Source organism: Flavobacterium sp. LM5 (assembly GCF_002017945.1).
GTDB classification, from domain to species: domain Bacteria; phylum Bacteroidota; class Bacteroidia; order Flavobacteriales; family Flavobacteriaceae; genus Flavobacterium; species Flavobacterium succinicans.
Genome location: NZ_MUFX01000001.1, coordinates 1,237,169 through 1,259,939, shown reverse-complemented (window position 1 = coordinate 1,259,939; position 22,771 = coordinate 1,237,169). Strand labels below are relative to the sequence as shown.

The 22,771-nt window shown below is 41.5% G+C and carries 6 protein-coding genes; 4 read left to right on the top strand and 2 right to left on the bottom strand.

The genetic code is table 11. The features are described from left to right. Window positions 1-79: 79 nt before the first annotated feature. Window positions 80-2,275, bottom strand: a complete 2,196-nt coding sequence (gene recQ / locus BXU11_RS05285; protein ID WP_024982399.1) for a DNA helicase RecQ — start codon at window positions 2,273-2,275, stop codon at window positions 80-82. Window positions 2,276-2,359: 84 nt separating this feature from the next. On the opposite strand from recQ, the gene BXU11_RS05280 reads away from it, so the two are divergent. The 4 genes from BXU11_RS05280 to lptB all read left to right on the top strand — a co-directional run bounded on the left by BXU11_RS05280 (window position 2,360) and on the right by lptB (window position 5,342). Further along, the gene (locus BXU11_RS05280) at window positions 2,360-3,325 is read left to right on the top strand and encodes an SIS domain-containing protein (protein WP_078212083.1); all 966 of its coding nucleotides are present in this window, start codon (window positions 2,360-2,362) and stop codon (window positions 3,323-3,325) included. Then, a complete protein-coding gene (gene tatC / locus BXU11_RS05275) occupies window positions 3,325-4,140 on the top strand; it encodes a twin-arginine translocase subunit TatC (RefSeq protein WP_024982397.1) in 816 nt (271 codons plus the stop codon). The genes BXU11_RS05280 and tatC overlap by 1 nt, the downstream gene beginning before the upstream one ends. Continuing rightward, the gene (locus BXU11_RS05270; protein WP_024982396.1) at window positions 4,133-4,480 is read left to right on the top strand and encodes a carboxymuconolactone decarboxylase family protein; all 348 of its coding nucleotides are present in this window, start codon (window positions 4,133-4,135) and stop codon (window positions 4,478-4,480) included. Before tatC ends, BXU11_RS05270 begins: the two co-directional genes overlap by 8 nt. A 109-nt stretch (window positions 4,481-4,589) precedes the next feature. Beyond that, window positions 4,590-5,342 carry an LPS export ABC transporter ATP-binding protein gene (gene lptB / locus BXU11_RS05265; RefSeq protein WP_024982395.1) on the top strand — a complete coding sequence of 251 codons (753 nt, stop codon included), beginning with the start codon at window positions 4,590-4,592 and terminating at the stop codon, window positions 5,340-5,342. A 122-nt stretch (window positions 5,343-5,464) separates the two neighbouring features. On the opposite strand, the gene BXU11_RS05260 is transcribed toward lptB, so the two are convergent. Continuing rightward, window positions 5,465-22,753, bottom strand: coding sequence for a gliding motility-associated C-terminal domain-containing protein (locus tag BXU11_RS05260; protein ID WP_078211263.1), 17,289 nt, complete (start codon window positions 22,751-22,753; stop codon window positions 5,465-5,467). Window positions 22,754-22,771 lie beyond the last annotated feature (18 nt).

The following is a 22,771-nucleotide window of genomic DNA, read 5'->3' as shown; positions in this document are numbered from 1 at the left end:
TTCCAATAAAAAAAATCCAAATTCCAAAACTCAAAAGAGCAACTTGGAATTTGGATTTTTAAAATATTGTGATTTGATTTTAATTCGCTACTTCACTAATGAATTTAATGCGCATCAATCTCAACTCATCAATATCATAATCGCCGTCGAATTCTTTCAAGGCTTCTTCAATATTATCAGAATGCGATTCCATAAAGTAATCGTGAATTTCTTCTTGTTGGTCTTCATCCAAAAGATCATCTACCCAATAACCAATATTTAATTTGGTTCCCGAATACACAATCTGCTCCATTTCTTTGATCAAAGCACCCATCGTTAAGCCTTTTGCAGAAGCAATATCCGTTAAGGCTAATTTGCGATCAATATTCTGAATAATGTACAACTTATTAGCTGAGTTCACACCCGTTGATTTTACCACCAAATCGTCCGGACGAATGATATCATGATCTTCTACATAACTTTGAATCAAAGTCACAAATGCCTTACCATATTTCCGAGCTTTTCCTTCCCCAACCCCATGAATATTGATCAATTCATCGAGCGAGATAGGATATTTCAAGGCCATATCTTCTAAAGAAGGGTCTTGAAAAACCACAAAGGGAGGCACGCCTAGTTTCTTGGCTTCTTTTTTACGCAACTCTTTCAACATGGCCATTAAGGTTTCATCAGCGGTTCCTGTTGACTTAGAAGCTGTCACAATTGCTTCGTCTTCTGATTCATTATACTCATGATCTTCAGACATCATAAAAGAGAATGGGTTTTCTATAAAATCAAGTCCTTTGGAGGTGATTTTTACCACGCCATAGGTTTCAATGTCTTTCGACAAATATCCATCAACGAGCACTTGACGCAGCACAGCCATCCAATACTTTTCATCATGCTCTTTACCACTTCCAAAAAAGGATTGTGAATCCGTTTTATGTGCTTTGATCACGGCATTGACGCGACCAATTAAAGTGAATACTATTTCTTTTGACTTGTAAATATGTTTGGTTCCTTTAACCACTTGAAGAAGTTTTACCACCTCATTCATGGCTTCGATCTTGGTTTTTGGATTTCTAACATTGTCGTCCATTGTACCGCCTTCACCGGCTTCATTGTCGTATTCTTCACCAAAATAGTGCAATAAGAACTTACGTCTGGACATCGAAGTTTCTGCATAAGCCACCACTTCTTGCAACAGTGCAAATCCTATTTCTTGTTCAGCAACCGGTTTTCCAGAAAGGAATTTTTCAAGCTTTTCTACATCTTTATAGGAATAATACGCCAAGCAATGTCCTTCACCGCCATCTCGTCCTGCACGACCAGTTTCTTGATAATAACTTTCTAAGGATTTAGGGATATCGTGATGAATCACATAACGTACATCGGGTTTGTCAATTCCCATCCCAAAAGCTATCGTTGCAACAACCACATCAACATCTTCCATCAAAAACATGTCTTGATGTTTGGCTCGCGTTTTAGCATCTAATCCGGCATGGTACGGTACGGCACTAATGCCATTTACTTGTAAAACCTCAGCGATAGACTCTACTTTTTTACGACTCAAACAATAAATAATTCCTGACTTTCCTTTGTGTTGGCGGATGAATCGGATGATATCTGACTCAATATTTTTAGTTTTCGTACGAACTTCATAATATAAATTCGGACGATTAAAAGAAGCTTTAAAGGTTTTGGCATCCGACATTTCTAAATTTTTCAAAATATCTTCTTGCACTTTTGGCGTAGCCGTAGCGGTTAAACCAATTACTGGCACTTTACCCAATTGCTTAATAATATGGCGTAAATTGCGGTATTCAGGTCTAAAATCGTGACCCCATTCCGAAATACAATGCGCTTCATCAATAGCTACAAAAGACAAAGGAACTTGTTGTAAAAACTGAACATACTCCTCTTTAGTCAAGGATTCAGGTGCCACATATAATAATTTGGTGACGCCTTTGGTAATATCAGCCTTAACTTGAGTAATTTCTGTTTTGGTCAAAGAGGAATTTAATACATGAGCCACTCCATTATCAGAGGACAAACTCCTAATAGCATCTACTTGATTTTTCATCAAAGCAATTAGAGGAGAAACCACAATCGCAGTTCCTTCTAACACTAGGGCTGGAAGCTGGTAACATAAGGACTTACCACCACCCGTGGGCATAATAACAAAAGTATTTTCTTTATTCAAAAGTGTCGTAATGACTTGTTCTTGCAATCCTTTGAACTGACTGAAGCCAAAATACTTTTTTAATTCTTTGTGGATATCAATTTCGTTTGAATTCATTCTTTATTATGTGGTATTTTGTATAAATTTGCATCCTTTAAAGATACAAAAATCTTTATTTTTTACAAATTTAAACATTCTGTTTTGATAAGCAACGAAAACCTACTGGCATTAGCCAAAAAAACTATACTTTCTGAGAGTGAGTCTATTGCCAAGTTGACTACTTTTTTAGACGATCATTTCATTGCCACTGTAGAAAAAATCTACCACTCCAAAGGTCGTGTGGTGGTTACTGGTATTGGCAAAAGCGCCATCATTGCTCAAAAAATCGTAGCTTCCTTAAATTCTACAGGAACTCCAGCTTTATTTTTACACGCCTCAGAAGCCATTCATGGCGACTTGGGAATGATTCAAAATGAGGATGTGATTATCTGTATTTCAAAAAGCGGAAACAGTCCAGAAATTAAAGTTTTGGTTCCTTTATTAAAGCGTTTTGGTAATACTTTAATAGGAATGACCGGAAACATGACTTCTTTCTTAGCCAAAGGTTCCCATTTTGTTTTGAATACTACGGTTGATGCAGAATCATGTACCATGAATTTAGCCCCCACCAATAGCACCACTGCACAATTAGTAATGGGCGATGCTTTGACGGTTTGTTTGATGGAAATGAGAGGATTTCAGGCAGAAGACTTTGCCAAATATCATCCAGGTGGTGCCTTAGGGAAAAAATTATTACTCAAAGTAAAAGACCTAATCGAAAATTCTTTACAACCCGTAGTTACTCCAGAAACATCCATCAAAAAAGCGATTTTTGAAATTTCAGAAAAAAGACTAGGCGTTACGGCAGTAATCGAAAACGAAAAAGTGGTAGGAATCATTACCGATGGCGATATTCGTAGAATGCTAAACGATAGAGACAGCATTGCAGACGTAACGGCTCAAGAGATCATGACCAAAAATCCGAAACAAATTCATTCAGAAGCCATGGCCATTGACGCCTTCAACATGATGGAAGACAACGCCATTACGCAACTCATTGTTATTGATAATGGACAATATAAAGGCATTTTACATATTCACGACATTTTAAAAGAAGGTATTGTATAATGGCTAAGAAAAACCTGAACGAAATGTCGTTTTTAGACCATCTTGAAGAGTTAAGATGGGTACTCGTTCGCAGTACAACGGCAATACTAATAATGGCTTGTGTTACTTATTTTTTTAGTAATTTTCTGTTTGATAGTATCATTTTTGGACCTACACGTCCAAGCTTTTTTACCTATCGCTTTTTTTGCGACCTGCAAGAGCAACTCGGTTTTGCCGAAAGTATTTGTATCACCGAACTTCCCTTTATCATTCAAAACACTTTGATGGAAGGACAGGTCAACATGTTTGTTTGGATGTGTTTATTGGCAGGCTTCATTCTAAGTTTTCCTTATATTTTATTTGAAATCTGGAAATTCATCAGCCCCGCATTGTATGAACAAGAAAAAAAAGGAGCTAAATTTTTCATCAGCGTCTCCTCTTTGTTATTCTTTTTAGGCGTATTGTTTGGTTATTTTGTTATCATTCCGATGTCGGTTAACTTCGTAGCTACCTTCACCGTTTCTGATATGGTAAAAAATCAATTTACACTAGAATCCTATATTGGCCTGGTAAAAACCTCTGTCTTAGCAGGAGGATTATTTTTTGAATTACCAATAATTATCTATTTTCTAACCAAATTAGGGTTGGTAACTCCCGAATTTTTAAGAAAATATTGGAAATATGCCGTGGTGATTATTCTAATAATAGCTGCAATTGTGACGCCTCCAGATGTAGTAAGTCAAACCATAATTGCCTTACCTATGCTGTTGATTTATGAAGTAAGTATTTTAATTTCAAAACTAGTTGTACGTAACCAAAAAAAACAAAATGGCTGATATCGTAACTGAATTCAATGAATACCGTTCAAAAATGAACGAAAAACTGTTGGCGGATAACAACAAAATTGTAAAACGCATCTTTAACCTTGACACCAATGCGTATGCCGCAGGTGCTTTGGACGTGAAAACGAAAGAACTTTTAGGCTTAGTAGCCTCAGCGGTTTTACGATGTGATGATTGCATCAAATACCATTTAGAAACCAGTTACAAAGAAGGCATCACTCGCGAAGAAATGATGGAAGCCATGGGCATAGCCACTTTGGTTGGCGGTACCATAGTAGTCCCTCATTTACGTCGAGCTTATGAATTTTGGGAAGCCTTGGAAGAGCAAAAATAAGCCTTAACGCACCTATTTTTTCGCTATTTAGCAAAGAGTATTTGCGCTAACTTTAGCTTCTCAACTTAAAAACAATACAAAATCTCAGGATTTTAGCAACTCAAAGAAAATGAAATTAAGAGCAGAAAACCTCATCAAAACATATAAAGGACGTAGTGTTGTAAAAGGCATCTCATTGGAAGTGAACCAAGGGGAAATTGTAGGTCTTTTGGGTCCTAACGGCGCGGGTAAAACCACGTCTTTTTATATGATTGTAGGATTGGTAAAACCCAATTCTGGTCATATTTATTTGGATGATTTGGACATTACACAATATCCGATGTACAAACGAGCACAACAAGGCGTGGGATACCTTGCACAAGAGGCTTCTGTTTTTAGAAAATTAAGTATCGAAGATAATATTTTGAGTGTCTTGCAATTGACGAATCACACCAAAGAAGAGCAAGTAGCTAAAATGGAGAGTCTCATTGCAGAATTCAGTTTAGAACACATTCGTACCAATCGTGGCGACTTGCTCTCGGGAGGTGAACGAAGAAGAACAGAAATTGCACGTTGTTTAGCCACCGACCCAAAATTCATCTTGTTGGATGAGCCTTTTGCGGGCGTAGACCCAGTGGCTGTAGAAGACATTCAACGCATTGTAGCACAATTAAAAAACAAAAACATTGGTATTTTGATCACCGATCATAACGTACAAGAAACCTTAGCCATCACCGACAAAACTTATTTGATGTTTGAAGGAGGGATTCTAAAAGCGGGAACTCCTGAAGAATTGGTGGAAGATGAAATGGTGCGCCGAGTATATTTGGGACAAAATTTTGAACTACGAAGAACAAAGATCGACTTTAACACCCCAAAATAGACTACCTAAAGCATCGCTATGCTACTGTTTTAGTCCAAATCTCTCATAATTTAAAAACCCTTTCTGAATATATTGATTCAGAAAGGGTTTTCTATTGGAAAAGTATATTCGTTTACTTCTGTTTAATATGAAATATATAAGAATCCTACTTTTTGTTTCATAGCGCCACTTATTGGTTTTTTGTATTTGATTACATAGTAATAAGTACCTGAAGCTAAGTTGGCGTTCTTATCATTAACACCAGCGCCTTCTGCATTTCCAACAAACACTTTCGAGCTGTTATTATAGCCATTCATCTTAAATACCAATTGTCCCCATCTGTTATAAATTTCCACAGTATTGTCAGGATAATTCTCAATTCGGTCGATTATAAATACATCATTCAAACCGTCATTGTTGGGTGATATGGCATTCCTTGCAACAACATCACAACCAGCTGCACTGTCATCAAAGTCACAAGGGTCTTTTAATTCAACCGTAATCATGGCCGTTGAACAATTATTAGCATTGAGTTTATCACAAATTGAATACGTTAAAATATAGATTCCTATTGCTGAACCTGCAGGAATAACAACTCTTCCTTGGCTATCCACCGTTACTCCTTGCAAACCATCATTGTCTACAATGGTAACTACAATGCTTTGAGCATTTATTGTTCCATTATTTTCCTTATCATTTGCTAAAACATCCAAAACTTGCTCTTTTGATGCATCAAATGGAGTCGAAGTAAAATCATCATCTACAGCATTAAGTACAAAATCCAATACTGTAATTGTTTTTGTAACTACTGAAGTACAAGCTGCTCCATTAGTAACAGTGTAACTAATAATCACTGAACCAGAAGAAATACCTGTAACCACTCCAGAGGGCGTAATGGTTGCTACAGCATTGTTATTGCTACTCCAAACTCCTGCTGATGTTCCATTGGCCAACGTAATAGAACTTCCGACATTTAGAGAATTTGAACCACTTATTGGTCCAAGTACTGGCAATGCATTAGCCGTAACCAATATCGCATTACTCACTACACTCGAACAGCTGTTTTGGGTTACTTGCACCGTATAAGATCCTGATGTTGTAGCAGTGTAGCTGCTAGCGGTAGCACCTGGTATTGCGGTACCATCTTTGTACCACTGGTTGCCCGTACTTACACTACTGTTTAAAATAACTAATCCTGGTGTACAGAAACTTGTGCTACTCGCCGGAGTAATGGTAGGTTGTATAGGTTGTGCGATAATCGTCAAAGGTTTACTTACGCTAGTTGTACAACCAGCAGCATTAGTTACGCTATAGGTAATGGTTACGCTACCTGCACTCACCCCTGTTACAAGACCTGAACCATCAACAGTGGCGATGCCTGTATTGCTGCTACTCCAAACGCCGCCTGTGGTGCTATTGGATAGGAGAATACTAGAACCCGCGCAAACTGTATCTGTTCCTGTGATTGGGGTTACTACTGGATTTGGGCTAACTACTACTTGTATGGCTGTACTTACCCCACTAACGCAGCCTGTAGCATTAATCGTCTCAAGGGTATAACTTCCACTTGTAGTAGCAAAATACTCACTGCCTGTAGCACCAGCTATCACTAGGCCGTCTTTTAACCATTGGTTACCTGTTGTAGATGACGTATACAAACGAACACTAGTGCCTTCACAAACCGTTGTATTTCTTGAAGAACGAATTATTGGGACACTAGGAGTAGCATTGGCTGTTACTAATACCCCATCACTCATCTCACTAGCACAACCGTTTTGCGTCACAATTACGCTATAAATACCTGAATCGGTAGCGGTATAACTGCTGGTTGTTGCTCCTGTTATGGCGCTGCCGTCTTTGTACCACTGGTTGCCTGTTGTAGTACTGCTTCTAAGTACCACTGAGCCTGGTGCACAGAAACTTGTGCTGCTCGCCGGGGTAATGGTAGGTTTTATAGTTTGTGCGATAATCGTCATAAATTTACTTACGATAGTTGTACAACCAGCAGTATTAGTTACGCTATAGGTAATGGTTACGCTACCTGCACTCAGCCCTGTTAAAAGACCTGAACCATCAACAGTGGCGATGCCTGTATTACTGCTGCTCCAAACGCCGCCTGTGGTGCTATTGGATAGGAGAATACTAGAACCCGCACAAACTGTATCTGTTCCTGTGATTGGGGTTACTACTGGATTTGGGCTAACTACTATTTGTATGGCTGTACTTACCCCACTAACGCAGCCTGTAGCATTAATCGTCTCAAGGGTATAACTTCCACTTGTAGTAGCAAAATATTCACTACCTGTAGCACCAGCTATCACTAGGCCGTCTTTTAACCATTGGTTACCTGTTGTAGATGACGTATACAAACGAACACTAGTGCCTTCACAAACCGTTGTATTTCTTGAAGAACGAATTATTGGGACGCTAGGAGTAGCATTGGCCGTTACTGTTACTTGGTCACTCTCAATACTAACACAGTTGTTTTGCGTTACAATTACGCTATAAATACCTGAATCGGTAGCGGTGTAACTACTGGTTGTTGCTCCTGCTATGGCAGTACCGTCTTTGTACCACTGATTGCCTGTTGTGGCACTACTTCTTAAAACCACTGAGCCTGGGGCACAGAAGCTTGTAGCCCCTGATGTGGTAATGCTTGGCTTATTGGGTAAGGCTCTTACCGTGATGTCTTTACTCACACTAGTTTTACAACCAAACTTAGTGGTAACGGTAAAAGTAATGGTAGCCGTTCCTGCACTTACTCCAGTTAAAAGTCCTGAACCATCAATTGTAGCGATGCCTGTATTGCTAGTACTCCAAACCCCTTTAAGGATGGTATTGCTTAACTGTATTGTATTTCCTGCACACACTACTGTTGCTCCTACTATAGGATCTACTACTGGTGGTACGCTAACGGTAACTACCACTGGAATGCTCTCTATACTAGAACAGCCGTTTATCGTACTAATGACTGTATAAGATCCTGAATCCGATGCCGTATAGACTCTAGCGGTAGCACCTGTTATCGCAGCGCCGTCTTTGTACCACTGGTTGCCTGTTGCAGCACTACTTGTTAAAGTAACCGTTGCTGGAGAACAGAAACTTGTGACTCCTGAAGCGGTAATGGTAGGCTGTATCGGTTGGGCTATAACTGTAATAGTTTTGCTTACACTGGTCACACAACCACTCGTATTGCTTGCGCTATAGGTAATGGTGACTGTACCCGCACTCAACCCTGTCACTACTCCAGAACCATCAATACTTGCGATGCCGGTATTGCTGCTGCTCCAAACTCCTGCTGTGGTAGTACTTGCAAGAGTGATGCTAGAACCCTCACAAACTCTGTCTGCTCCTGTAATAGGTGCTACAATGCGGTTAGGGTCAACCGTTACCAGTATCGGAGCGCTTGTGCCACTCACGCAACCTGTCGTATTGATTGTCTCTACAGTATATGATCCACTAGTGGTAACGATATAATCACTGCCAGTTTCCCCTAAAATCTCTACACCGTCTTTAAACCATTTATTGCCTGTTAAAGAGGAGGTGTGTAAACGAACACTTGCCCCTTCACAAATAATCGTGTTGCCTGTAGCATTCAGCGTTGGAACACTAGGGGTAGCGTTGGCCGTTACTGTTACTTGGTCACTCTCAATACTAACACAGTTGTTTTGCGTTACAATTACGCTATAAATACCTGAATCGGTAGCGGTATAACTGCTGGTTGTTGCTCCTGTTATGGCGCTGCCGTCTTTGTACCACTGATTACCTGTTGTGGCACTACTTCTTAAGACCACTGAGCCTGGGGCGCAGAAGCTTGTAGCCCCTGATGTGGTAATGCTTGGCTTGTTGGGTAAGGCTCTTACCGTGATGTCTTTACTCACACTAGTTTTACAACCAAACTTAGTGGTAACGGTAAAAGTAATGGTAGCCGTTCCTGCACTTACTCCAGTTAAAAGTCCTGAACCATCAATTGTAGCGATGCCTGTATTGCTAGTACTCCAAACCCCTTTAAGGATGGTATTGCTTAACTGTATTGTATTTCCTGCACACACCACTGTTGCTCCAACTATAGGATCTACCACTGGTGGCACGCTAACGGTAACTACCACTGGAATGCTCTCTATACTAGAACAGCCGTTTACCGTACTAATGACTGTATAAGATCCTGAATCCGATGCCGTATAGACTCTAGCGGTAGCGCCTGTTATCGCAGCGCCGTCTTTGTACCACTGGTTGCCTGTTGCAGCACTACTTGTTAAAGTAACCGTTGCTGGAGAACAGAAACTTGTGACTCCTGAGGCGGTAACGGTAGGCTGTATCGGTTGGGCTATAACTGTAATGGTTTTGCTTACACTGGTCACACAACCACTCGTATTGCTTGCGCTATAGGTAATGGTGACTGTACCCGCACTCACCCCTGTTACTACTCCAGAACCATCAATACTTGCGATGCCGGTATTGCTGCTACTCCAAACTCCTGCTGTGGTAGTACTTGCAAGGGTAATGCTAGAACCTTCACAAACTCTGTCTGCTCCTGTAATAGGTGCTACAATGCGGTTAGGGTCAACCGTTACCAGTATCGGAGCGCTTGTACCACTCACGCAACCTGTCGTATTGATGGTCTCTACGGTATAAGTACCCGTAGTGGTCGCGATATAATCACTGCCCGTTTCTCCTAGAATCTCTACACCGTCTTTAAACCATTTATTGCCTGCGAGTGAGGACGTGTGTAAACGAACACTGCCTCCTTCACAAATAATCGTGTTGCCTGTAGCATTGAGTGTTGGGACGCTAGGAGTAGCATTGGCCGTTACTGTTACTTGGTCACTCTCAACACTAACACAGTTGTTTTGCGTTACAATTACGCTATAAATACCTGAATCGGTAGCGGTATAACTACTGGTTGTTGCTCCTGTTATAGCACTGCCGTCTTTATACCACTGATTGCCTGTTGTGGCACTACTTCTTAAAACCACTGAGCCTGGGGCGCAGAAGCTTGTAGCCCCTGATGTGGTAATGCTTGGCTTGTTGGGTAAGGCTCTTACCGTGATGTCTTTACTCACACTAGTTTTACAACCAAACTTAGTGGTAACGGTAAAAGTAATGGTAGCCGTTCCTGCACTTACTCCAGTTAAAAGTCCTGAACCATCAATTGTGGCGATGCCTGTATTGCTAGTACTCCAAACCCCTTTAAGGATGGTATTGCTTAACTGTATTGTATTTCCTGCACACACTACTGTTGCTCCTACTATAGGATCTACCACTGGTGGTACGCTAACGGTAACTACCACTGGAATGCTCTCTATACTAGAACAGCCGTTTATCGTACTAATGACTGCATAAGATCCTGAATCCGATGCCGTATAGACTCTAGCGGTAGCACCTGTTATCGCAGCGCCGTCTTTGTACCACTGGTTGCCTGTTGCAGCACTACTTGTTAAAGTAACCGTTGCTGGAGAACAGAAACTTGTGACTCCTGAAGCGGTAATGGTAGGCTGTATCGGTTGGGCTATAACTGTAATGGTTTTGCTTACACTGGTCACACAACCACTCGTATTGCTTGCGCTATAGGTAATGGTCACTGTACCCGCACTCAACCCTGTTACTACTCCAGAACCATCAATACTTGCGATGCCGGTATTGCTGCTACTCCAAACTCCTGCTGTGGTAGTACTTGCAAGAGTGATGCTAGAACCCTCACAAACCCTGTCTGCTCCTGTAATAGGTGCTACAATGCGTTTAGGATCAACCGTTACCAGTATCGGAGCGCTTGTGCCACTCACGCAACCTGTCGTATTGATGGTCTCTACGGTATAAGTACCCGTAGTGGTCGCGATATAATCACTGCCCGTTTCTCCTAGAATCTCTACACCGTCTTTAAACCATTTATTGCCTGTTAAAGAGGACGTGTGTAAACGAACACTGCCTCCTTCACAAATAATCGTGTTGCCTGTAGCATTGAGTGTTGGAACACTTGGCGTAGCATTGGCCGTTACTGTTACTTGGTCACTCTCTAGGCTAACACAGCTGTTTTGCGTCACTATTACCGTGTAAATACCTGAATCGGTAGCGGTATAACTGCTGGTTGTTGCTCCTGTTATAGTACTGCCGTCTTTGTACCACTGATTGCCTGTTGTGGCACTACTTCTTAAAACCACTGAGCCTGGGGCACAGAAGCTTGTACTACTAGCTGCAGTAACCGAAGGCTTACTAGGTAAAGTACTAACTGTGATCTCTTTGCTAACACTGCTTGAACAACCCGATAATCGGGCGGTAAAGGTATACGTAATTGTTACCCTACCTGCACTTACTCCAGTTAAAAGCCCTGAACCATCAATAGTAGCAATACTGGTATTACTACTACTCCATACTCCTCTAGGAAGGGTATTGCTTAGCAAAGTGGTAGTACTTGTACATACTACATCCGCTCCAGTTATTGGGTCTAACACTGGTAACACATTCGCCTTAACCACAACAGCGCCACTCACAATACTCGAACAACCGTTTATCGTACTAATGACTGTATAAGATCCTGAATCCGTAGCAGTATAAACATTCGCGGTCTCCCCTGCTATAGGTGCACCATTTTTATACCACTGATTTCCTGTGGTTGCACTACTACTCAATACTACTGAACCCGGTATACAAAATGTAGTAGGACCTGAAGTTCCTATAACAGGTGTTACTGGCTCTGGAGTTACTGTAATGGTTTTGCTTACACTAGTCACGCAACCACTTGTATTGCTTGCACTATAAGTAATGGTGACCGTACCGCCAATTATTCCTGTAACCTCTCCCGATCCATCAACAGTGGCAATACCGGTGTTGCTACTACTCCAAACCCCACCTGTAGTAGCATTGCTTAAGGTGATGCTCGCATTGGCACAAACCCTGTCTGCTCCTGTGATAGGCGCTACAATTTTATTTGGGTTTACCGTTACCAATACCGGTGTGCTTGTGCCACTCACACAACCTGTCGTATTGATTGTCTCTACGGTATAAGTACCTGTAGTAGTCGCTATATAATCACTGCCGGTTTCTCCTGGAATTTCTATTCCATTTATAAACCATTTATTGCCTGTTAAAGAGGACGTGTGTAAACGAACACTTGCCCCTTCACAAATAACCGTGTTGCCTGTAGCATTCAGCGTTGGAACACTAGGGGTAGCGTTGGCTGTTACCGTTACTTGGTCACTCTCAACACTAACACAGCTATTTTGCGTCACAATTACGCTATAAATACCTGAATCGGTAGCGGTATAGGTACTGCCGGTGGCTCCTACTATTGCCGTACCGTCTTTATACCATTGGTTGCCTGAACTGGCACTACTTCTTAAGACCACTGAGCCTGGGGCACAGAAGCTTGTAGCCCCTGATGTGGAAATGCTTGGCTTACTAGGTAAAGTAGTAACCGTAATCTCTTTGCTAACAGTACTTGAACAACCCGATAATCGGGAGGTAAAGGTATACGTAATTGTTACTCTACCCGCACTGATTCCTGTTAAAAGCCCTGAACCATCAATAGTGGCAATACCTGTATTACTACTACTCCACACTCCTCTAGGAATCGTATTGCTCAGCAAAGTAGTAGTGCCTGTACATACTACATCCGCTCCAGTTATTGGGTCTAAGAAAGGTAAACCATTCGCCTGAACCACAACAGCGCCACTATCAATACTCGAACAGCCATTTTGAGTGCTAACAACCGTATAAGATCCTGAATCTGTAGCAGTATAAACACTCGCTGTTGCCCCTGTTATAGGTAAACCATCTTTATACCACTGATTTCCTGTGGTTGCACTACTACTCAATACTACCGAACCCGGTAAACAAAATGTAGTAGGACCTGAAGTTGCTATAACAGGTGTTACTGGCTCTGGTGTTACTGTAATGGTTTTGCTTACACTAGTCACGCAACCACTTGTATTGCTTGCACTATAGGTAATGGTGACCGTACCGCCAATTATTCCTGTAACCTCTCCCGATCCATCAACAGTGGCAATACCAGTGTTGCTACTACTCCAAACCCCACCTGCAGTAGCATTGCTTAAGGTGATGCTCGCATTGGCACAAACCCTGTCTGCTCCTGTAATAGGTGCTACAATTTTATTTGGGTTTACCGTTACCAATACCGGTGTGCTTGTGCCACTCACGCAACCTGTCGTATTGATTGTCTCTACAGTATATGATCCACTAGTGGTTACAATATAATCACTGCCAGTTTCCCCTGGAATTTCTATTCCATTTTTAAACCATTTATTACCTGTTACTGAAGAGGTGTGTAAACGAAGACTTGCCCCTTCACAAATAATCGTGTTGCCTGTAGCATTGAGCGTTGGAACACTCGGGGTAGCATTGGCTGATACCGTTACTTGATCACTCTCTAGGCTAACACAGTTGTTTTGCGTCACAATTACACTATAAATCCCCGAATCGGTGGCAGTATAGGTGCTGGCGGTGGCTCCTGCTATTATAGTGCCGTCTTTGTACCACTGATTGCCTGAACTGGCACTGCTTCTTAAAACCACTGAGCCTGGGACACAGAAGCTTGTAGCCCCTGATGTGGAAATGCTTGGCTTACTAGGTAAAGTACTAACTGTAATCTCTTTGCTAACAGTACTTGAACAACCCGATAATCGGGCGGTAAAGGTATACGTAATTGTTACCCTACCTGCACTGATTCCGGTTAAAAGTCCTGAACCATCAATAGTAGCAATACCTGTATTACTACTACTCCACACTCCTCTAGGAAGGGTATTGCTTAGAAAAGTAGTAGTACTTGTACATACTACATCCGATCCAGTTATGGGGTCTAACACAGGTACTACATTCGCCTGAACCACAACTGCGCTACTCACAATACTCGAACAACCGTTTTGGGTGCTAACTAGCCTATAGGATCCTGAATCCGTAGCAGTATAAACACTCGCTGTTGCGCCTGCTATAGGTGCACCATTTTTATACCACTGATTTCCTGTGGTTGCACTACTACTTAATACTACCGAACCCGGTATACAAAATGTAGTAGGACCTGAAGTTCCTATAACAGGGGTTACTGACTCTGGTGTTACCGTGATGTTTTTTCTTACACTTGTCACACAACCACTTGAACTGGTCACGTTATAACTGATGCTTACCGTACCGCCAATTATTCCTGTAACCTCTCCCGATCCATCAACAGTGGCAATACCGGTGTTGCTACTACTCCAAACCCCACCTACAGTAGCATTGCTTAAGGTGATGCTCGCATTGGCACAAACCCTGTCTGCTCCTGTGATAGGCACTAAAATTTTATTTGGGTTTACCGTTACCACAATAGGTACACTCAAACCACTCACACAACCCGTCGTATTGATACTCTCTACGGTATAAGTACCCGTAGTGGTCGCGATATAATCACTGCCAGTTTCCCCTAAAATCTCTACACCGTCTTTAAACCATTTATTGCCTGTTAAAGAGGACGTGTGTAAACGAACACTTGCCCCTTCACAAATAACCGTATTGCCTGTGGCGTTCAATGTTGGAACACTAGGGGTAGCGTTGGCTGTTACCGTTACTTGGTCACTCTCTATACTAACACAGCCATTTTGCGTCACAATTACGCTATAAATACCTGAATCGTTAGCGGTATAGGTGCTGGTTGTTGCTCCTGCTATTATAGTGCCGTCTTTATACCATTGATTGCCTGAACTGGCACTACTTCTTAAAACCACTGAGCCTGGGGCACAGAAGCTTGTAGCCCCTGATGTGGTAATACTTGGCTTACTAGGTAAAGTAGTAACTGTAATCTCTTTGCTAACAGTACTTGAACAACCCGATAATCGGGAGGTAAAGGCATACGTAATTGTTACCCTACCCGCACTGATTCCTGTTAAAAGCCCTGAACCATCAATAGTAGCAATACCTGTATTACTACTACTCCACACTCCTCTAGGAATCGTATTGCTCAGCAAAGTCGTAGTGCTTGTACATACTACATCCGCTCCAGTTATTGGGTCTAAGAAAGGTAAACCATTCGCCCGAACCACAACAGCGCCACTATCATTACTCGAACAACCATTTTGAGTACTAACAACCGTATAAGTTCCTGAATCTGTAGCAGTATAAACACTCGCTGTTGCCCCTACTATAGGTAAACCATCTTTATACCACTGATTTCCTGTAGTTGCACTACTACTCAATACTACCGAACCCGGTAAACAAAAGGAAGTAGGACCTGAAGTTCCTATAACAGGTGTTACTGGCTCTGGTGTTACTGTAATGGTTTTGCTTACACTAGTCACGCAACCACTTGTATTGCTTGCACTATAGGTAATGGTCACCGTACCGCCAATTATTCCTGTAACCTCTCCCGATCCATCAACAGTGGCAATACCAGTGTTGCTACTACTCCAAACCCCACCTGCAGTAGCATTGCTTAAGGTGATGCTCGCATTGGCACAAACCCTGTCTGCTCCTATAATAGGTGCCACAATTCGGTTGGGGTTTACCGTTACCACAATAGGCACACTCAAACCGCTCACGCAACCCGATGTGTTACTACTCTCTACAGTATAAGTACCTGTAGTGGTCGCGATATAATCACTGCCGGTTACTCCAGGAATTACTAGTCCGTCTTTAAACCATATATTGTCAGTTAATGAAGAGGTGTGTAAACGCACACTGCCTCCTTCACAAATAATCGTGTTGCCTGTAGCATTGAGCGTTGGAACACTCGGGGTAGCATTGGCTGTTACCGTTACTTGGTCACTCTCAACACTAACACAACCGTTTTGTGTCACTATTACCGTGTAAATACCCGAATCGGTGGCGGTATAACTGCTGGTTGTTTCACCCACTATTGCGTTTCCATTTTTGTACCACTGATTACCTGAACCGGCACTGCTGCTCAATACCACCGATCCTGGGGCGCAGAAACTAGTACTGCCCGAAGTCGTGATACTAGGTTTAGATGGTGAGGCAATTACGGTAATATCTTTACTCACACTAGTAGCACATCCAAACCTAGTGGTAACGGTAAAAGTAATGGTGGCCGTTCCAGCACTTACTCCCGTTACTCTACCTGAACCATCTACATTGGCGATGCTTGTATTGCTAGTGCTCCAAACGCCGCCAGAAGTGGCATTGGTTAGTTGAATGGTGGCTCCCGAACACACCACTGCTGCCCCTGCTATAGGATCTACTGCTGGTGGCACACTAACGGTGACTACCACCGCAGTACTTTCTGCACTAGCGCAACCATCTATCGTACTAATTACAGTATAAGAACCTGAATCCGCTGTAGTATAGACGCTAGCGGTAGCACCTGTTATCGCAGCGCCGTCTTTATACCACTGGTTGCCTGTTGCAGCACTACTGCTTAGGGTCACCGTTGCAGGGGAACAGAAACTTGTCGCTCCTGAAGCACTAATGGTAGGCTGTATCGGTTGGGCTATGACCGTAATGGTTTTGGTTACACTAGTCACGCAACCACTGCTATTGGCCTCGCTGTAAGTAATGGTTACTGTACCAGCCCTCACTCCTGTTACCACTCCCGAACCATCAATAGTGGCGATACCGGTATTGCTGCTGTTCCAAACACCTGTTTTTGTAGTACTTGAAAGGGTGATGCTTGAACCCTTACAAACGCTGTCTGCTCCTGTAATAGGTGCCACAATTTTATTTGGGTCTACCGTGACCTGTATCGGTGTGCTCAATCCACTCACACAACCCGCCGTATTGATTGTCTCTACGGTATAAGTTCCAGTGCTTGTGGCATCATAATCACTACTGGTTTCCCCTGGAATTTCTATTCCATTTTTGAACCATTTATTTCCTGTTAATGAAGAGGTGTGTAAACGAACACTGCCTCCTTCACAAATAACCGTATTGCCTGTAGCATTGAGCGTTGGAGCACCTGGGGAGGCATTGGCCGTTACCGTTACTTGGTTACTCTCTACACTCACACAGCCGTTTTGAGTTACGACTAACGTATAAACACCAGAATCGGTCGCGGTATAACTATTGGACGTTGCTCCTGCTATGACACTGCCGTCTTTGTACCACTGATTGCCTGTACTGGAACTACTATTCAACACCACTGAACCAGGTGCGCAGAAACTAGTAGCTCCTGATGTGGTAATGCTTGGCTTGTTGGGTAAGGCTGTAACCGTGATTGTGCCTTTCACATCGGCTAGTGGAGGACATTGGGTACTGCTCAATTGAATGGTATAATTGAAAACCCCCGAAGCAGTAGGCGTACCACTAATGGTTAAGGTATTAGATGAAAAATTGGCACTCACTCCCGCTGGCAAGTCTGTGACCACTGCATTTGTGATTTTTGAAGTAGTGTAAACAATAGACGTAAGCGCTGTATTGGTACATACCGTTTGCGCATCGGTTCCTACAGCAGAAGTAAGCTGGATTGTTGGAGGCGAAGTCAAAAAGGTAAAAACAGCATTATTTGGCAAATCAACACCTGTGAAATACAAAATGTTATTGGCATAAGACGCAGCATCTATGGTGGTTGCCGCAATAAACTCCCCATCTGCATTGGAATCTACAAGCAGTTTAAAATCTGCTGCAGTACTAGCCGACAAACAAAGCCCTGTAGTATCAAAACTTAAATTATAGGTTCCAGGGGTATTGGCTTTACTCACCTTCCATTCACGAGATAGCCGCTTTTTACCACTCAAATTAGTAGGTAAATCGGTAGTTTGCTCCGTCAATGCCGCATTATCGTGACCCATCATCAAGAAATCACCATTATCAAGCGATGTTGGATCACTCAATACTATATTTCCTCTACCACTTTGACCCGTACCGTCCCCACTTCCTGTGTTGATGCTATTGGACTGAGGTTGATTTAATGAACTAGCATCATCTTTACCAATACCAAATACATCATGCCAGTACTTAGTATCATTCCAAAGAACAGTACCTGATGAATTGACATAATTAACAACGCTCGGATTTAATGTTATACCATACTTTATAGCTAGATAGGATTCTATTTGGAGCTTTTGACTGGCTGTCAAGGCTGAAGAGTAAAGAATTAATTCTGCCAATTGACCATTAAAATGTCTGTACGAACTCCCTGTAGCGTTAACAACTCCTCCTATTAATGGTGTTATTACAACTTTTGAAAAATCTCCAATACCAACGGTGACAATTGTAGGACTTCCATTAATTCTCACTTGACTAAAAGGAGAGACTAAAGGAGAAACATCAATATTAGAAATATGAAAAGTACCACCTTGTGTATAAGGATAGGTGTTTTGATTCACTCCATCTGCAACAGTTAAAAATTGACTATTATTTCCTAGAAAAAATCCTCTTGGATATGAAGGTCCTGCTGCTGTTGAACTAAGAATACTTCCACTATTACTGTTTGCAGCATCTTTATAAATCGCAAAAGCTTCTACTCCTTCTATTGGTGTAGTACCTGTAAATCGGTTAGACGGTAATTGATTTGAAGGAGAGCTCGAGTTATCAATGTTAACTATTGGATTAAAATTTAGGCCATTGGTTTGATAACCAATAGTTCCTTGTTTTGTAAATATGTTGGTACCTGTTTGATCCGTCCAACCTGTTACATTAGAACCTGAATTAGTAACACCTTCGTTTGATTTTAGCCAAAGGTTAGCACCAGAAACACCAGGTCCAGGGGTTTTGGTAACAATGGTCAAATAGCCACCGTTTGTTAGCGTCACTCCGTTAAACACTACTTTGGAACCCGAAAGACTAGCTGCATTAACGGAGGTTGCACCGCTACTGAAATCGCCATCTGCATCAATCAAAAGTTTAAACTGATTGGCAGTACTTCCTGAAAAAGTAAGTCCTGCAATATCAAAACTCAAATCTACTGTTCCAATATCTCCGCTTCGCTTTACCCGCCATTCGCGAGCTATTCTATTTTGTCCTGACGTGGGGACTTCGGTCGTCTGTTCAGTCAAAGCTCCATTGTCATGACCCATTATCAAAAAGTCTCCATTATTTAAAGAACTTGGATTGCTCAATACGATATTTCCTTTCCCACTTTGACCCGTACCGTCCCCACTTCCTGTGTTGATGCTATTAGATTGAGATTGATTTAATGAACTAGCATCATCCTTAGCTATACCAAAAACATCGTGCCAATGGGTTCTATATTCCCAAATTGAAGAACCACTAGAACTAACATAATTATTTACAGATTCATCTAGTGTTATTCCATACTTCACAGCTAAATAGCTTTCAACTTTTATTTTATCAAAAGTACTTAGTCCTGTGTTATACGTAATAATTTCGGCTACTTCACCATTAAAGTTGAAAAAACTTGGATTTTTTGTTCCACCTATTAAAGGCGTTAAGGGTATTGCCGTATATTCTACACCGCCAGTTGATGTTGCTTCTACCAAACTATTCTTTCCATTCGTCCAAGCATTCGCAAAAGGAGCAACTGTTGGAGATACATCAATGGTTTGCAAGTTAAACTTATCATAATTAATTGATGATGGAAAAGACAGATAAGCATCTGCAGCTGCATTCAATTCAAAGTAAACATAAGTATTATCGTTTGTTGGACCTAAAAAAAGACCCGTAGTAACATTATTATTACCATCAAAGCGTCCAAATAATGAAGTCGTTCTTGCAGGACTGCTTGTAGCGTTTTTATATACCGCAAACGCTTGTACTACATTGATGTCTGTATTCCCTTCTAATCTATTGGGGGGCAACACCCCTGTAGTGTAACCGTTTGAAAAACTTGCGGTTGGATTAAAGTTGATGCCATTGCTTTGATATCCAATAGTACCCTGTTTTGTAAATGTGTTGGTACCTGTTTGATCTGTCCAGCCAGTTAAATTAGAACCTGAATTAGTGACACCTTCGTTCGCTTTTAGCCAAAGGTTAGCACCTGTAACACTAGGTCCAGGGGTATTGGTAACAATGGTCAAGTAAAAACCATCTGGTAGTGTTAATCCGTTAAACACTACTTTGGAACCCGAGAGACTGCCTGCATTAACGGAGGTTGCACCGATACTGAAATCGCCATCTGCATCAATCAAAAGTTTAAACTGATTGGCAGTACTTCCTGAAAAAGTAAGTCCTGCAATATCAAAACTCAAATCTACTGTTCCAGGATCTCCGCTTCGTTTCACCCGCCATTCGCGAGCTATTCTATTTTGTCCTGATGTGGGGACTTCGGTCGTCTGTTCAGTCAAAGCTCCATTGTCATGACCCATTATCAAAAAGTCTCCATTATTTAAAGAACTTGGATTACTCAATACGATATTTCCTTTCCCACTTTGACCCGTACCGTCCCCACTTCCTGTGTTGATACTATTGGATTGAGGCTGATTTAATGTGCTAGTATCATCTTCTCCAATACCAAAAACATCGTGCCAATACTTGGTATTATTCCAAATGGCAGTACCTGATGAATTAACATAATTGCCAACAGATGGGTCTAATGTTATACCATATTTTATAGCTAAGTAGGATTCTACCTTTACTTTGTCACTTACTGTTAAACTATTTGGATAAAAAATAACTTCTGCCAATTGTCCATTGAAAGGGTACCAACCAGATTGTGGAATATTTCCTCCAGTATTATTAGTACCACCAATCATAGGGGTTAGCATAATGTTACTAAAGTCACTAATTGTACTGCTACCGTCTGTGATTATTTCTTCTTTACTATTCAATCTTCCTGTTGCATAGGGTACGGTAGCTAAACTCACATCTAAATTATTAATATCGAATTTATTATCTAGATTAAGATTCTCATAGCTTTGATAGCTAGCATTAAGACCATTGCCCACATAAACTCTTAAATCATCGTCAGCAGCAAAAACAGCTTCTCCATACTTTGAACCCGAAACTGTACCACCTACTACTGCACCCCTTTTAGCACTAGAAGCATATTTGTAAACTGCAAACCCATCTACAAAACTAATATTTGTGTTTCCATCCAATCGATTAGTTGGCACGACTGTATTAGAGTCGGTATTATTAAAACTCACTATTGGGTTGAAATTAATAGCATTATCAACAAACCCAATATTTCCTTGCTTTGTAAAAACATTAAATCCCGTTTGATCTGTCCAGCCTGTTACAGTAGAACCTGAATTGGTTACACCTTCATCCGCTTTTAGCCAGAGATTTCCACCGTTTACACCTGCCACTAAAACAGGTGCTTTCGGTTTAACCCATAAGCCAAAACTTATCGCATCTGCTACATTTCCGCTGCCATCAGCTATTCTTCGGATACCAATTTTAGGTATCCAAGTAGTGCCTGTTGACAGTCCACATACGTGAATAATATTTCCATTAAGAGAGGTGCCAAACGTTGTTGTGCAAGTTGCGTCTACTTTAATATTCGCCTCAGAAGTTCCAGTCCACGAATCATTAATAGCATTATCCGCTTGTCCTTGATGAAGGGTTTGCCCTGCTACTATTCGATTGAGAAGTGTAGTATTGGTAGTTTTTAAATCCAATACGCCGTCACTAGATTTAATATTTATTCCTTCAATAGCCCCCAAATTGGATAATACAGTATTGCTGACAATGCCTCTTATAGTTCCATCTAGATTGGTTACTTGTTGTAAATCTTGAGATACAGGAGCTCCAACATCATTGGCTATCAAAATAAATCCATTTTCTACTTTTGTTTCAAAAGTAGTTCCGCCAATCGTAAAGAAATAGCTGCCATTAGGGGTAGTACTCATTACCTGATTGATACTTGTAAAAGGATTACAACCTGAACCTTGAGGTGCAGTTAGATCAGTGGTAACCATAAATGCATCTGTAGAGGTTGCAATTCCTTCCGTTGTCGTAACGGTTACTGTACCCGTATTTCCACCCACCTTTGCAGTAATGGTAGTGGCATTAGCAGCTACGACTGTGGCTGCTGCACCCCCAATAGTTACTGATTGTACTGTAGCCAAATTAGTCCCAGTGATGGTAATGGTTGCATCTGGGCAACCCGTGAGTGGAGAAACACTAGTTATAGTAGGAGGAATTGCTCCCTTCAACCATAGACCAAAACTAACCGATGCTGCTACATTGCCAGCTCCATCATTAATTCTTCGGTAACCCAAATTGGGTATCCAATTCATCCCAGAAATCGCACCACAAGTATGTATAATATTTCCTTTAAGCGTTGTGCCTTGTGAGGTAGGACAAGATGCGTCATCTTTTATGTTGTCAGCTGAAGCACCTATCCAAGAATCATTAATAGCATTATCCGCTTGTCCTTGATGAAGGGTTTGTCCTCCTGCTATTCGACTAATAAGCGTTGTATTGGTCGTTTTTACATCCACTACCCCATCACTTGATCTAATATTGATTTCTTCAATAACTCCCAAATTGGAGAGCACGTTATTGCTGACAATTCCTCTAACAGTAACATCTAGATTGGTTACTTCTTGTAGATCTTGTGATACAGCTGCTCCTACATCATTGGCTATCAAAATAAATCCATTTTCTAC